Raw genomic sequence first — 14049 nt, 5'->3', positions numbered from 1 at the left:
GGGACCAACATGAGCAAAGCGATCGAAGCCGATCACCCGATGCATCACGGCGCGCCTGCGCATGCGCTCGAGCGGCTGGTGTTCTTTTCCGACGCGGTGTTCGCGATCTCGATCACGTTGCTGGTGATCGAGCTTAAATTCCCACATTTGCCGAAAACGGCGAGTGACCGGGATTTCCTGGTCACGCTGATCAACATGCTGCCGCAGTTCATCGGCTTCTTCGTGTCGTTTTTCGTGATCGGCGCGTTCTGGGGCGGACATCATCGCGCGTTCGACTGTGCGCGGCGTTGGTCGCCCAAGCTGATGATGCCCAATCTTTGCCTGCTCTGCTCGGTCGCCGGGATGCCGTTCTTCACCGCCTTGGTCAGCGACTATTACGGCAAGCTGGTGCCGTCGGCCGCTTACATCCTGTGGCTGATGCTCGTCGGCGTCTGCAATTTGTGGAACAACAGCATGGCGATCACCCCGCCGGTCGCGGCGGACGATCTCGACCCCGAATATGCTGCGCTGATCCGGCGGCGCGGCTGGTCGGTGTTGCTCGGCACGGCGACGGCGCTGGCTTTGTGCTTCGTCAATCCGTGGCTGGGCCAGCCCGGGCTGATGTCGATGCCGGTATGGCGCAAGGTGCTCGATCTGCTCCACCGCCGCGGGGTGATCCAGCGCGTCTGATCGCGCGGCTTTAGGCATCCGCCAGCCCGTCGAGCCAGCTGCTCGCGAGCGGCTTGCCGTTGCTGACGAGGGCAAACCCGCCGATCGCGATCACCCAGCCGATCACGTTGCCCGTCACGACCAGGGCGATCGCGACGAGCGCGGCCGCGGCCAGCGCCAGCACCACCGCGCCGAGTCGCCGCTCGCCCGCCGGGCTTAGCGCGATCGTGCGCGGCGCCTTCGAATCAAACCAGTTCGCGGTGTCGAGCAGCAGGCGCCCGTCGTCGTCGCGGACCTCGCCGGTCACCGCGGCGGCGACGCTGCGCAACAGACCGGGCGGGTCGGCGATCATGCTCTTGGGCGAAGGACTCGCCGGTCGAGACGAAATCGGCGGTTCGACCCGAACGAGCGGTGATGACGCGAGCGAGAGCGGGAGCTGCTGCTCGCCCGCCTGCCGATCGATCACCACCAGCCGCCCGTCGCGCTCGATCACGCGGTAGCGCGAGGGGGGCGCTTCGAGCCGCATCAGCCGAAGCGCCGTTTCAATTCGAGCATCGCCAGCGCCGCCCTAGCCGCGCCGCCGCCCTTGTCGAGCTGTGCCGGGTCGGCGCGGGCGATCGCCTGCGCTTCGTCCTCGACCGTCAGGATGCCGTTGCCGATCGCGATGCCGTCCATCGTCAGCGCCAACACGCCGCGCGCGCTTTCGTTCGACACGATCTCGAAATGGTAGGTCTCGCCGCGGATCACCACCCCCAACGCGACGAACGCATCGTAACGGCCGGTCTCCGCCGCGAGCGCGATCGCGCCCGGCACTTCGAGCGCACCCGGCACCGTCACCGTCTCGTGCGCGTGGCCCGCCGCCTCGATCGCGGCGCGCGCCCCGGCGAGCAGCAGGTCGTTGAGATGGTCGTAGAACCGCGCTTCGACGATCAGCACTCTGGCCATGGATATCCTTTCGGGATGCCGTGCGCGGCGAGCCTGGCGCCTTGGTAGCGGGGGTCGTCGCTGACGTCACGGACCGTCCATGCCGGGTCGGCCAGCGCGCGAAGCGTCGCGTCGTCCTCGGCTTCCAGTTCCGACAGCACCAGTCCGTCGAGCGCGCCTGCGAAGCGGTCGAGCGAAAAATCTCGTCCGCCTTCGCTGACCCGGAAGCGCTGCTTGGCGACGCCGAGCGCCGGCAGCGCCGCGAGCACGTCATATTCCGCGCGCGTCAGATAGGCGGTGACGATCGGGCGCGCCAAGGCGTCGGCGCATTCGTATTTCCTGGTGAGCTTCCAGACGATTTCGCCATCGCGACGCATCTCGCGCAGCCGCAGCCGGGTGCCGGTGATGTAGCGATCGTGGATCTCGATCGGATCGACCGCCGGCGGCGGCGCGGCGGCATCGACCAGCCAGCGCCGCTCGCGCTCGCAATGCGCATATTTGGGCGCGGCCGCCTCGTCGGCCGCCGTGCGCATACGCTTGGGCAGGAACGGCTGCGGGTCGCTCACCGCGGCGTGATCGCGCGCTCGCCGACGATCGAGAGGCCATAGCCGTCGAGCGCGACCAATATATGGTGCGTGTTGGTGAGCAGGATCATGTCCTCGACGCCGAGATCGGTCAGGATCTGCGCGCCCACGCCGTAATCGCGCAACTCGTCCCCCGGCGGCCCGCCCGACTTGCGCTGCAGCGCCTGCGTGAACCCGCCGGGCCCCGTCTGCGACAACAGGACGACGACGCCCGATCCGGCCTCGCCGATCAACTCCATCGATCGCGCGAGCAACGCGCCGCGCGGGCCTTCCTCGCCGAATATGTCGGCGAACACGTTCATCGCGTGCATCCGCACCAGCGTCGGCTGGTCGGGGTCGATCCGGCCCTTGATCAGCGCGATCTGCTCGGTGCCGGTGGCCTTGTTGTAGAACGTCGTCGCGGTCCATTCGCCGCCCCAGCGGCTGGTGAAGCGCGCCTCGGCACGGCGCTCGACCAGATGATCGTGCTGGCGGCGATAGGCGATCAAGTCGCGGATCGTCCCGATCTTGAGCTTGTGGCTGTCGGCGAACGCGACGAGGTCGTCCATCCGCGCCATCGTGCCGTCTTCGTTCATGATCTCGCAGATCACGCCCGACGGATTGAGTCCGGCGAGCCGGGCGACGTCGACCGCCGCCTCGGTATGCCCGGCGCGAACCAGCACGCCGCCATCGCGCGCGACCAACGGAAAGACGTGGCCGGGGGTGACGATGTCCTGCTTGTGCTTCGATGCGTCGATCGCGACCGAGACGGTGCGCGCGCGATCGTGCGCCGAGATACCGGTGGTGACGCCCTCGCGCGCTTCGATCGAGACCGTGAAGGCGGTTTCGTGACGCGTGCCGTTGTTGCGGCTCATCAGCTCGAGCCCGAGCTGGTCGGTGCGCTCCTTGGTCAGCGCTAGGCAGACCAGCCCGCGGCCGTGCTTGGCCATGAAATTGATCGCGTCGGGGGTCGCCATCTGCGCGGGGATGACGAGGTCGCCTTCATTCTCGCGATCCTCGTCGTCGACCAGGATGAACATGCGGCCGTTGCGGGCTTCCTCGATGATCTCCTCGATCGGGACGAGCGCGGGGCGTCTTTCGCGCAGGTCGAGATACGATTCGAGTTTCCTGAGGGTGTCGGCGGTGGGGTTCCACTCGGCCTCGTCGAGGCTGCGCAGCGAGTTGGCGTGAAGCCCGGCGGCGCGGGCGAGGCCGGAGCGGGAAATCCCGCCGGCGGCGACGAGATCGCGGACGCGATCGATCAGCATCGTGCTCATGGCGTGCCGCCTATCACATCACGATGTGATCTGGCAAGCCGGAAGTCACACCGCGCGACCGAGCGCCGCGGGAAATTTCCCGAATCTCGCGCAAATAAGAAGAAGAATGGAGCGCTCGCCATCGTCGCCTTCACCTTGGAATGTGAAGGTCGATGTCAGATCGAATCCAACATTGCCAGCCTTCATTTCCCCGCGAGGGTTTGCATCCGCTGAAGATAGCGCGCCAGCACGTCGATCTCGATATTGACCGAATGCCCCGCCGCCAGCGCGCCGAGCGTGGTGACGGCCTGGGTGTGCGGGATGAGGTTGACGGTGAATTCGCTGCCGTCGGCGCCATCGGCAATTGTGTTGACCGTCAATGACACGCCGTCGACGGTGATCGACCCCTTGGCAGCGACGAACGGCGCGAGGTCGGCGGCGACGCGGAAGGTGACCACCCGCGAATCGCCCGACGGCGCGACCGACGCGACTTCGGCGACTCCGTCGACATGCCCGGTGACGATATGCCCGCCGAGTTCGTCGCCGAGCTTCATCGCGCGTTCGAGGTTGAGCTTGCGGCCTTCGCGCCACTGGCCCTGCGCGCTGCGCGATACGGTCTCGCCCGACACGTCGACGGTGAACCAGCCCGGGCCCTTGTCGATGACCGTGAGGCACACGCCCGAACACGCGATCGACGCGCCGAGATCGACGGTCGCGGTGTCGTAGGCGGTCGCGATCCGCACGCGCAGGTCGCCACGCTGTTCGATGCTCTCGATCGCGCCGATATCGGTGATGATTCCGGTGAACATGGCTTAGCGTACTCGCTCGAATTCTTCGAAAGTGTCGATGCCCAACATCCGCCGGTCGCGCAACCGCCAGCGGCGATGCGCGTCGGCGAGGCTGGCGAGGCCGATATCGCCGATCGCGGGCTTGCCGCCGCCGATCAGGATCGGTGCGCGGTAGAGGAGGAGGCGGTCGACGAGGTCGGCGGCGAGGAAGGCCGCGGCGGTTTGCGCACCGCCTTCGACGAGGAGGTGGTCGACAGTTTCGAGGGTCGCGACAGATTGCGGGGACGTCACCATCTCCCAACCGTCACCGCCGCGAAAGCGGGGATGACGGGAAGAGAGAACGAGGCGCCGCGGCGAACGACCTTCCAATCCAGCCAATCGCACATCGAGCTTGGGCGCATCCGCCTCGTACGTCCCGCGCCCGACCAGGATCGCCTCGTGCCGCGCACGTTCGAGATGCGCGTGCGCGCGCGCCTCCGCACCGGTGATCCACTTCGATTCGCCGTTCGCCAGCGCGAGGCAGCCGTCGAGCGAAGTCGCGAGCTTGAGCGTGACGTGCGGCCGCCCGAGCGAGCGCCGCGTCAGGAACCCCGCCATCGATCGCGCCGCCCCGTCCGCTTCGACGCCGGTTTCGACGACGATGCCGCCCGCGCGCAACCGATCGTGCCCGCGCCCGTCGGTGCGCGGATCGGGATCGCCGAGCGCCGCGACGACTCGCGCTACCCCCGCCTCGACCAGCAGATCGCTGCACGCCGGCCCGCGCGGGCTGACATGCGCGCACGGCTCGAGCGTGGTGTAGACCGTGCTCCCGCGCGCCGCCTCGCCCGCCGCCGCCAGCGCCATCGCCTCGGCGTGCGGGCGCCCGCCGGGCTGAGTCCAGCCGCGCCCCACCACCTTGCCCCCGCCCTTCGCCGGGGCAGGCTGGACGATGACGCACCCGACATTGGGATTGGGCGCGGTCCGCCCGCGGCCACGCTCGGCCAGCGCCAGCGCGGCGTGCATCCAGCGCGCGTCGGCGCTCAGATGCCGAACTTCCGCAGCGTATCGCTCGCGCGCTTGAACGCGGCGCGCTTCTCTGCCTCGAACTTGGCTTCCTTGGCGTCCTGGATCTTCTTCTTGGCGGCGTCGATCTTCTGCTGGGCGATGATATCGGCGTCGCTGCGATCGGCGCGCCACGACTGGACGTAGATGATGTCGGGCGGCTTGTATGGCTTCTCGACCTGCGATCCGGCCACGAACACCGATAGGATCAGCACCACCGCCGCGAGCGACACGAACAGGAAGATGACCTCGTGCCGCTGGCGCGCGGCGAGGTAGCGGCGCAGATCGCCGACGGCACGGAACGGATTGAAACGGCGCAGAACACTCATCGCCTCAAGATAGGCGCTGGGCCGGCGCGATGCCAATAGCCGTCAATTTGCGGTGCCGGCCCACACCCCCGCCCGACCGCCCAGTCAGGATATTCTATGGGCGGCCGGGCGGGGGCGTGGGTCGGCACCGCTTCCCGCGTGAGCGGGAAAAAGACGTCATTGCTCGTCGAGCACGAAGCTCAGGCTCATCGTCTTCCATTGCTCGATCGCCACGCCGTCCCGGGTCGCCGGCTTGAAACGCCACCTGGTCAGCGCCTGGTGCTCGGCGGCGGCGAAGAAGGCGTCGCTGGCGGCCGACACGCGCTCGACCTGCTTCACGCGCCCGTCTGGGCCGATCAGCACGCGCAGCACGACTCGCCCGCTATTGCCCGCGCGGATTTCGGATGTGGGATAAGTCGGCTGGAGCGCATAGGCGTAACGCGGATCGTATTCCGCGTTGACCATGACCGCCGGCGGGGGCGGCGGCGTGACCGCCTTGATCGCCGTGCCGGCGCCCGGCGGGAGCGGCGGCGGGGGGAACGGCGGGAAGGTCGGCGTGGTGTCGAGCCTGGGGTGGTCGAGCGGCGGCAGGTCGACCGGCGGCACGTAGATCTTCTGGTCGATCGGATCGGCGGCCTTGGTCTTTTGCTTCGGCGGATCGAGCGGGGGATCCTTGACCGGCGGCACGGTCAGGATGGTGATCGGCGGGTCGAGCGCCGCGATGATCCGCGACGCCTGGGTCGATGTGATCAGCCCGACGATCGGCAGCGCGGTCATCGCCAGCGCCAAGGTCATGCTTCCCGGTTTGATCGCGGGCCGGCCCGCATGTCTGTCTGCGTACATCGCCATATCCTCTCACGTTGGCGCGATCTTGGTGTCGCGACTCGCGTGATGATACAACGTCACATTATTGTTTACAACAGGTCAATGAAAAGCTTCACAGATACCGTGCTCCGGCGCAGGCCGGAGCCTTGGCCAGGGGCAGCACATCTTCGCCAACGCTCCGGCCTGCGCCGCAGCACCTGCATCAAAGCGCCGCGAGCCGCTCCAGCGCGCGGTCGCGGCCGATCAGCGGGAGCAACGCCGCCATGTCGGGACCATGGTCGCGCCCGGTCAGCGCGCGGCGCAGCGGCAGGAATAGCGGCTTGCCCTTGCGCCCTGTCTCTTCCTTGAGAGCGTTGGTCAGCGCGTGCCACGGGTCATTCGCCCAATCGATCGCCCCGGCGATGCGATGCGCGGCGGCGAGGAAGTCGCGATCCTCTGCATCCACGCTCGCCTCGACCGGGCCCTCGATCACGTGCCACCAGTCGGCGGCATCGGCGAGCGTCGTCAGGTTCGGCCGGATCGCTTCCCACGCCGCTTGGTCGATGCCGGCCGGCAAGCGATCGGCGACCGCGCCGTAATCGCGCTGGTGCAGGATGCGCGCATTCAACTGCGCGAGCTCGCCCTCGTCGAACCGCGCCGGGGCGCGCCCGAAGCGCGAAAAGTCGAATGCCGCGATCAGCGGCGCGGGATCGGCGAACGGCTCGACCGGATCGCTCGTGCCGATCCGCGCGAGCAACGCGACGATCGCTTGCGGCTCGATCCCTCCCGCGCGGAAATGCTCGACCCCGAGCGACCCCAGCCGCTTCGACAATTTGCCCTCCGCGCCGGTCAGTAACGCGGCGTGCGCGAACGCCGGGACGGGCGCGCCCAGCGCCTCGAACATCTGCAGCTGGAGCGCGGTGTTCGAGACATGGTCCTCGCCGCGCACGACATGGCTGATCCCGAGATCAATATCGTCGATCGCCGAGGGCAGCATATAGAGCCACGACCCGTCGGCGCGGCGGATGACGGGGTCGCTCATCGTCGCCGCATCGAAATGCTGGTGGCCGCGGATCAAATCGTCCCATTCGATCATCCCGGGATCGAGCTTGAAACGCCAATGCGGGCGCACGCCGTCGGCCTTGAGCCGGGCCCGCTCGGCATCGCTCAGCGCCAGCGCCGAGCGGTCGTAGATCGGCGGCAGCCCGCGCCCCAATTGCACCTTGCGCTTGAGGTCGAGCTCCTGCGCGGTTTCGTAGGCCGGATAGACCCGGCCCGCCGCGCGCAACTCCTCGAAGCGGCGCTGATAGAGATCGAACCGCGCCGACTGCCGCACCTCGGCATCGGGGGTCAGCCCGAGCCACGCCAGGTCGGCGCGGATCGATTCGACGAACCGCTCTTCGCTGCGTTCGCGATCGGTATCGTCGATCCGCAGCACGAACCGCCCGCCCGTCGAGCGCGCGAACAGCCAGTTGAGCACCGCCGTGCGGATATTGCCGATATGAAGCGAGCCCGTCGGGCTCGGCGCGAAACGCGTGGCGGTCATCGCGCTCCCTTAGGGTTCGGGGGCGACAGCGGCAACGGCGCGAACCGAGCGCCATCGACAAACAGGGGCGTGATCTGCCCGGATTACGCGCGGTTCTTGCCGAAAGGTCCGATCAGCCTCCGATATTCAGTCTCGGCCTCGCCGTAGGACTCGCCGGCGATTTCCTCCAGCCGGTCCCTGTCGGCGACAACGATCAAGCCGCGGCTGGCTCCGATCGCGCCGGTCGCTTCGAGCGTATGCACGGTTACCGTCACACCCGAGCGACGGACGCTCAGCATCATCGCCATGAACTCGTGCGTCAGGGGGATCTCGTCTCCGTCCACCCGGTCGTGACACATAAGGAGCCAGCGGGCGAGCCGCTCCGGAAGGGCGTAATGGGCATTCGCGGCGGCTGTCTGGGCAGCCTGCAAGGCGAGCGTCTGGACATAACGGAGCAGGAGATTGCGCAAACTCCGGCTCTCGTCGCAGGCATCGGCCAGCCGGTCGGAGGGGATCCGAAGCGATGTCGCGCCATCGACCTGCATCATCGAACCGTGCGGTGATTGACCTGCGCCGAGCACCACCGCCGAGCCGGACATCCCGTCGCGGCCATAGAGACCGATCTCGATCTGCTCGCCACCCTCCTGCGCCGATACGATCGATGCGACCCCTGCCTCGAGGAAGTGCACGTGCTCAATGGGCTGGTCAGGCTCATAGAGATTGTCGCGGACCTTGAGGTCTATTCGCCTCAGATGCGGCTGGAGCAACCCGAAGTCGCTCTCACTGAGGGTCTGGAGAAGCCAGTTCCCGGATTCCGTCTGATCTATGAGAGACACGAAAGCCCCTTGAAATTGGGGCGGGAGCGCGTCTCTCTCAGCCGCTCGCGCCCTGGGAGCGTGCGAACGATGGGGAAGGGCTTAGCAGCGAACGCGCCGATCACCTAGTGCGAAACCGGCATGGATCGGCAAAATATATGCATTCAACGGCTTGGTGCGAAACCGAACAGACGCCCTGATCAAGGTTCCGTAGCTAGATTGGGTAGGCCGAGCTGCGTGTTGCACGCCCTCCGGCTCGCCTGTTCCGTCTGTAGCGCGCCGCGCCTTCCGATTATCGTGAGGGCAGGCTTTCGACATTCACCGGATGCTCGTGACTATGCCTAAATCACCTTTGCTACCCTTGATTCAAAAGCTCGAACTCCGCTCATCGCTGTCCCCAGAGGACCGTGCCGCATTGCTCGCGCTGCCCCATTCGGTCCGGCGGTTCGAGCCCGGCGGGTGGATCGTTCGGGAGGGTGAGACGTCGCGCAGCTGCCAGCTGATACTCTCGGGCTTTGTTTGCCGGCACAAAATCGTCAGCGACGGCGGTCGGCAGATCGTGTCGGTGCATACCAGGGGCGATCTGGTTGATCTGGAGGGAGCGCTGCTTTCGCACGCCGACCATAGCATTCAGGCATTGGGCAGCGTCGAGGCAGCCGTCATTTCCCACGCTGAGCTTCTGAGCCTCGCCTTCAGCCGGCCCGCAGTCGGGCGGGCCCTATGGACCGACACCTTGGTAGATGCTTCCATCCATCGCGAGTGGGTGGCCAATGTCGGGCGGAGAGACGCACGGAGCAGGCTTGCCCATCTTCTGTGCGAACAGGCTGTCCTGCAACAGGCGGCCGAGATTGGAACCCCGATCGAATTCCACCTCCCTCTAACCCAGGAGCAGATCGCCGACGCCACCGGCCTCACTGGCGTTCATGTGAACCGCGTCCTGCGCTCACTCTCCGAGGAAGGGCTGATTGAGCGTCAGAAGAAGTCGATCACGATAGCCGATTGGCAGAGCTTGGCCTCGGTCGCGGGCTTCAGCGACGACTATTTACACATCCAACCCGAGGAGGCGGTTCGGAGCCGCAAATCTGTACAGGAAAGGGCCAGCAATGCGGAATGAGGACGCAGCCTATTTTCTGCGCCGAGCCGAAGCGGAGCTGAGGCTCGCGGAACAGGCGACGAACCCGGAGGCGCGCAAGGCGCACTCGATGCTTGCCGGGCTTTATCTGGATCGTGCTCACGAGAGTCCGGCGGATCTGCAGATATCTGCCAAGCAGCCTGAAACCTGGGGTGTCGGCAAGGAGATGAGAGCGGGTGCCCCTGTTCTTCCTGAACATCCACGACAAGCTCGGCTTCGCGCAGGATGAGGAAGGGTTCGAGCTGCCGAGCTTGGCGGCCGCCCGAGCGAAGGCAATCGAGGGCATCCGGTCGCTATTGAGCGACGATGTCAAGCGCGGCAGGCTGGATTTCGATGGGCGGATCGAGGTCGTTGATCCTGAGCACGAAATGCCCGCCGGTCGACCGTGCGAACAGCCAGTTGAGCACCGCGGTGCGGATATTGCCGATATGGAGCGAGCCGGTCGGGCTCGGCGCGAAACGCGTGACGGTCATCGCGCTCCCTTAGGGTTCGGGGGCGACAGCGGCAACGTCCGGCGCCGCCCGCCGCGCTCGACCCGCGCGAGTTCGAACCACCGGGAGCGCGACCGAGGGCCGTCACCGGCTCGGCATTCGAAAGAAGGCTTGTCGTTGTGCCTAGCCAAACGGCAGGATGGTGGTCGCGCCGTGTCGGGTAACCTTGTCGTACGCGATGTCGTGGTCGGCAATCGCCTTCACCGCCGCTTTGGCGGCTTCGCTGGCGGTGGCGCAGGTCGCGGCGTTCATCGCAGCGGCAATGTCGCCGCGATGATTCCAGGCATAGCGGATATGCCCGTCTTCGTGGGCCAGCAGCGACTGACGATAGCGGTCGAATTGTTCGCGCAACTTGGCCGAAGCGTCATCACCGATCAGCCGTGGGACCGTCACTGTCGCGCTGAAAAGAACGTCTTCGGGCGCCACGCTGCACGCGCCCTGCGCATCGCGCCGCCAGCGCCAACGAAATTCGTAATGGCTCAATCCGTCGACCCGCATGCCGTCGTTGGGGTCCGTGGGTCGCGCCGCGTTGATGGAACGGCGGATCGCCGCGGGATTTCGGCCCGCCACGTCATAGGAAATGACCGTCACGTTCGGAATGTCGGCAAAGGGCGTCGTCGATTCGTCTGCTGCGATGATCATCGACACAGGCGGAAGGGGTGCCAATGCGACCGCGGCGGCCAACCACATGAATTTGAAAATAAACATCCGGCGTCTCGTCTAGCCGGAATATTCCGCGACGGACAAGCCGCCATCGCGGGTAGCCCGCTGGCAGTCCTCGCGCTCCGATCCGGACAGGCGTCGTTGAACCATCGATGCCCGGATCGCGACATAGAAGCCGAATTGCGGCGTCGCGCGTTGATTGTCGAACCGCCACAAGAAAGATCAGCGTGCAGGATCGTACCGCCTATCTCAACGCCATCGGCACCGCGGCGCCGGGCCATGAAGCGCACCAGGCGTTCATCGACTGGGCGGCGCCCAGGATCGCCGATCCGCGGCTCGCCAAAATCTTCGGGCGGATGGTCGCGCGGTCGGGGATCGAGCATCGCTGGACGGTGCTCCCCGAAGCCCCGGGCGGCGGGTCGCCGATCGCGCCCGGCGGGTTCTACGAGGGCGGCTTCATGCCGGGGACGGCGGCGCGGATGGCGGTCTATGCCGAGCAAGCTCCCGCGCTGAGCATCGCCGCGATTGACGCCCTCGCCGAGCAAGTCGACATTCGCGGCATCACGCATCTGGTAGTGGCGAGCTGCACCGGGTTCGTGGCCCCGGGGATCGACCAGATCGTCGCCGCGCGGATCAGCCTGTCGTTCAATGTCGAGCGGCTGCTGGTCGGGTTCATGGGGTGCTATGCCGCGGTCGCCGCATTGCGCAGCGCGCGGCATATCGTGCGGTCGGAACCGGGCGCGCGCGTGCTGGTGGTGTGCGTCGAACTGTGCTCGCTGCACTTGCAGGACACGCCCGAGGTCGAGAAATTGCTCGCGATGCTCCAGTTCGGCGATGGCGCCGCGGCGGCGTTGGTGTCGAGCGAGCCGGCGGGCTTCGCGCTCGATGCGCCGTTCGCGACGACGTTGCCCGATTCGGCCGGGCTGATTCGCTGGGACATCACCGATCAGGGCTTTGCGATGCACTTGTCGGGCGAGGTGCCGGGGCGGATCGCGGCGGGGCTCGCCGATCCCGATTTCGCGGCGGCCGCGCTCGGCGGGCGGCGCGCGGAGGAGATCGACGGCTGGGCGGTGCATGCCGGCGGCCGGTCGATCCTCGACGCGGTCGAAAGCGCCTATGAGCTGCCGCAGGGCGCATTATGGGCGTCGCGCGAGGTGCTCCATGACTACGGCAACATGTCGTCCGCGACGTTGATGTTCGCGCTCGAAAAGATGCTCGGCGGGCCCAGCGTCGAGCATGGCGTCGCGCTGGCGTTCGGGCCCGGGCTCGCCGCCGAGGGATTCGGATTCCGGAGCGCCGCGTGAGCCTGGCCGAGCGCGCCATCGCCGAGGAGCTGATGGACGCCGACGATCTCGATCCCGCCACCTACGCCGCGGTCGTCGGCGACCTTGCGCGAGTCAACGGGGTGACGATGGCGCGGCGCCCGACGCTCGATTTCGTGCGGCGCGCGAGCGCAGGGCGGGGGTTCAAGCTGCTCGATGTCGGGTTCGGCGATGGCGACATGCTGCGGACGATCGCGCGCTGGGCGGCGAAGCGGGGCGTCGATGCGGAACTGGTCGGGGTCGACCTCAACCCGCGCAGCGAGCTGGCAGCGAAGCAGCACACGCCGCCCGGCATGCCGATCCGCTGGATCACCGGCGACTATGCCGATCTTGCCGGGCAGGGCTGGGACATGGTGGTCTCCAGCCTGGTCGCGCATCACATGACCCACGACCAACTGGTTGCGTTCTTGCGCTTCATGCAGGCCGAGTCGGCGATGGGATGGCTGGTCAACGACCTCCACCGCCACGGCTTCGCGCATCGCGGCTTCCCGGTGCTGGCGCGCGCGTTCGGCTGGCATCGCATCGTGCGGCTCGACGGCACGCTGTCGATCGCACGGTCGTACCGCCCGGACGAATGGCCGCCGATCCTTGCCGAGGCGGGCGTTACCGATGCGCGAGTCTATCGCGCCTTTCCCTTCCGGCTGTGCGTCGAACGCCTGCGCTGATCGTCGGCGGCGGGCCGGCGGGGGCGGTCGCGGCGCTGATGCTGGCACGCGCGCGTGCGCCGCATCTGCTGGTCGAGCGCACCAGCGAAACCGGCGACGCCTTGTGCGGCGGGTTCCTGAGCTGGCGAACGCTGGAGACCCTGGAGGCGATCGGCATCCCGCGCGACTCGCTCAACCGCGACGACATCCAGCGGCTGAGAGTGTTCGCCGGGCGGCACATCGCCGAGGCTCGCTTGCCCAAACCGGCGCTCGCGGTGTCGCGCCGGCGGCTCGACACGATCCTGCTCGACCATGCGATCGACGCCGGCGGGGCAGTCGAGCGCGGCGTCGCGGTACGCGGGGGCCAGGGCCTCACCGTCCACCTCGCCGACGAAAGCGCGATCGCCGCCGACGCGCTGTTTCTCGCGACCGGCAAGCACGACCTGCGCGGGCTCGCCCGCCCGGTCGAGCGCGACGGCGACCCCGCGCTTGGGCTGCGCGTCCGGCTGGGCCCCTGTGGAGCGCTCGACCGCCTGGTCGGCGCGACGATCGAGCTGCATCTGTTCGATCGCGGCTATGCCGGGCTGGCGCGGCAGGAGGACGGGACGGTCAATTGCTGCATGGCGGTGCACCGCTCGCGGCTGAGCGAAGCGGGGTCGCCCGACGCCTTGCTCGACGCGCTCGCCGTCGAGTCGCCGCGGCTCGGCGAGCGGTTGGCGCTTCGCGACGGCGGCGCGGCGATCGATGCCATCGCCAACGTTCCCTATGGCTGGCGCGCCCGGGACACCGCGCCCGGACTGTTCCGGCTCGGCGACCAGGCGGCGTGCATCCCGAGTCTCGCGGGCGAGGGCATGGGGATCGCGATCGAAAGCGGCTTGCGCGCCGCCACCGCGTATCTGCGCGACGGCCCGGAAGCGGCGATCGGCTATCAGCAGCGATTGACGGCCGGCCTCGCCCGCCCCTTCGCGATCGCCGGCGCGATCCGCCGTGCCGCCGAGCGCCCAATCTGGGCGACCGCCTTGACCGGGGCTGTGCGCCTCGCGCCACAACTTGCGCGAATCGCGGCGCACCTGACCAGGATCAATCACTCGCGGCTTGACGGCTGACCACCGCGTGCCGAAGGAT

The 14049-nt window shown here is 67.6% G+C and carries 17 protein-coding genes and 2 pseudogenes; 6 read left to right on the top strand and 13 right to left on the bottom strand.

The genetic code is table 11. From position 1 onward, the window contains the following. Positions 1-9 precede the first annotated feature (9 nt). The gene (locus tag VH326_RS11555; RefSeq protein ID WP_329631971.1) at positions 10-669 is read left to right on the top strand and encodes a TMEM175 family protein; all 660 of its coding nucleotides are present in this window, start codon (positions 10-12) and stop codon (positions 667-669) included. Positions 670-679: 10 nt separating this feature from the next. On the opposite strand, the gene VH326_RS11550 is transcribed toward VH326_RS11555, so the two are convergent. The 10 genes from VH326_RS11550 to VH326_RS11505 all read right to left on the bottom strand — a co-directional run bounded on the left by VH326_RS11550 (position 680) and on the right by VH326_RS11505 (position 8693). Further along, positions 680-1174 (bottom strand): hypothetical protein, encoded by a 495-nt coding sequence (locus VH326_RS11550; protein WP_329631970.1) that lies wholly within the window; start codon positions 1172-1174, stop codon positions 680-682. Further along, positions 1174-1593, bottom strand: a complete 420-nt coding sequence (gene ribH / locus VH326_RS11545; protein WP_329631969.1) for a 6,7-dimethyl-8-ribityllumazine synthase — start codon at positions 1591-1593, stop codon at positions 1174-1176. Before ribH ends, VH326_RS11550 begins: the two co-directional genes overlap by 1 nt. Beyond that, a complete protein-coding gene (locus VH326_RS11540) occupies positions 1578-2138 on the bottom strand; it encodes a hypothetical protein (RefSeq protein WP_329631968.1) in 561 nt (186 codons plus the stop codon). Before VH326_RS11540 ends, ribH begins: the two co-directional genes overlap by 16 nt. Next, complete coding sequence (gene ribB, locus VH326_RS11535) at positions 2135-3412, bottom strand: 3,4-dihydroxy-2-butanone-4-phosphate synthase (protein WP_329631967.1); 1278 nt, start codon at positions 3410-3412, stop codon at positions 2135-2137. Before ribB ends, VH326_RS11540 begins: the two co-directional genes overlap by 4 nt. A 182-nt stretch (positions 3413-3594) precedes the next feature. After that, positions 3595-4200: a riboflavin synthase gene (locus VH326_RS11530; protein ID WP_329631966.1), complete on the bottom strand. Its 606-nt coding sequence runs from the start codon at positions 4198-4200 to the stop codon at positions 3595-3597. Between the two features lie 3 nt (positions 4201-4203). Beyond that, positions 4204-5181: a bifunctional diaminohydroxyphosphoribosylaminopyrimidine deaminase/5-amino-6-(5-phosphoribosylamino)uracil reductase RibD gene (gene ribD, locus VH326_RS11525; protein ID WP_329631965.1), complete on the bottom strand. Its 978-nt coding sequence runs from the start codon at positions 5179-5181 to the stop codon at positions 4204-4206. Positions 5182-5198: 17 nt separating this feature from the next. Further along, positions 5199-5549 carry a hypothetical protein gene (locus VH326_RS11520; RefSeq protein WP_329631964.1) on the bottom strand — a complete coding sequence of 117 codons (351 nt, stop codon included), beginning with the start codon at positions 5547-5549 and terminating at the stop codon, positions 5199-5201. A gap of 156 nt (positions 5550-5705) precedes the next feature. Then, a complete protein-coding gene (locus VH326_RS11515; protein ID WP_329631963.1) occupies positions 5706-6371 on the bottom strand; it encodes a TonB family protein in 666 nt (221 codons plus the stop codon). Positions 6372-6555: 184 nt separating this feature from the next. Next, positions 6556-7878 (bottom strand): glutamate--tRNA ligase, encoded by a 1323-nt coding sequence (gene gltX, locus VH326_RS11510; protein WP_329631962.1) that lies wholly within the window; start codon positions 7876-7878, stop codon positions 6556-6558. Positions 7879-7961: 83 nt separating this feature from the next. Then, entirely contained in the window at positions 7962-8693 is a 732-nt protein-coding gene (locus VH326_RS11505; protein WP_329631961.1) for a Crp/Fnr family transcriptional regulator, read from the bottom strand. A gap of 340 nt (positions 8694-9033) precedes the next feature. Here VH326_RS11505 and VH326_RS11500 point away from each other — a divergent pair, with 340 nt between their 5' ends. Further along, on the top strand, positions 9034-9786 hold the full coding sequence (locus tag VH326_RS11500) for a Crp/Fnr family transcriptional regulator (protein ID WP_329631960.1): 753 nt from the start codon (positions 9034-9036) through the stop codon (positions 9784-9786). A gap of 194 nt (positions 9787-9980) precedes the next feature. Further along, a pseudogene (locus VH326_RS16055) lies at positions 9981-10109 on the top strand (DUF6894 family protein); the annotation flags it as partial. A 12-nt stretch (positions 10110-10121) separates the two neighbouring features. Here VH326_RS16055 and VH326_RS11495 read toward each other — a convergent pair. From VH326_RS11495 to VH326_RS11485, 3 genes and pseudogenes are all read right to left on the bottom strand, one after another. Continuing rightward, positions 10122-10277: pseudogene (locus tag VH326_RS11495) on the bottom strand (glutamate--tRNA ligase family protein); the annotation flags it as partial. A gap of 141 nt (positions 10278-10418) precedes the next feature. Further along, positions 10419-10979: a DUF922 domain-containing protein gene (locus VH326_RS11490; RefSeq protein WP_329631958.1), complete on the bottom strand. Its 561-nt coding sequence runs from the start codon at positions 10977-10979 to the stop codon at positions 10419-10421. 36 nt (positions 10980-11015) lie between these two features. Beyond that, the gene (locus tag VH326_RS11485) at positions 11016-11174 is read right to left on the bottom strand and encodes a hypothetical protein (RefSeq protein ID WP_329631957.1); all 159 of its coding nucleotides are present in this window, start codon (positions 11172-11174) and stop codon (positions 11016-11018) included. An 11-nt stretch (positions 11175-11185) separates the two neighbouring features. Between VH326_RS11485 and VH326_RS11480 the strand changes: the two genes are divergently transcribed. The 3 genes from VH326_RS11480 to VH326_RS11470 are packed head-to-tail and all read left to right on the top strand — an operon-like array spanning position 11186 to position 14030. Further along, positions 11186-12262 (top strand): type III polyketide synthase, encoded by a 1077-nt coding sequence (locus VH326_RS11480; RefSeq protein WP_329631956.1) that lies wholly within the window; start codon positions 11186-11188, stop codon positions 12260-12262. Further along, the gene (locus tag VH326_RS11475) at positions 12259-12945 is read left to right on the top strand and encodes a methyltransferase domain-containing protein (protein WP_329631955.1); all 687 of its coding nucleotides are present in this window, start codon (positions 12259-12261) and stop codon (positions 12943-12945) included. Before VH326_RS11480 ends, VH326_RS11475 begins: the two co-directional genes overlap by 4 nt. Continuing rightward, positions 12924-14030: an NAD(P)/FAD-dependent oxidoreductase gene (locus tag VH326_RS11470; RefSeq protein ID WP_329631954.1), complete on the top strand. Its 1107-nt coding sequence runs from the start codon at positions 12924-12926 to the stop codon at positions 14028-14030. Before VH326_RS11475 ends, VH326_RS11470 begins: the two co-directional genes overlap by 22 nt. Positions 14031-14049: the final 19 nt, after the last annotated feature.

Origin of the sequence: Sphingomonas sp., from assembly GCF_036269755.1 — a bacterium.
In the GTDB taxonomy this organism is placed as follows: Bacteria; Pseudomonadota; Alphaproteobacteria; order Sphingomonadales; family Sphingomonadaceae; genus Sphingomonas.
Note: the sequence above shows the minus strand (reverse complement) of the source record. Positions and strands in the feature narration are given on the sequence as shown.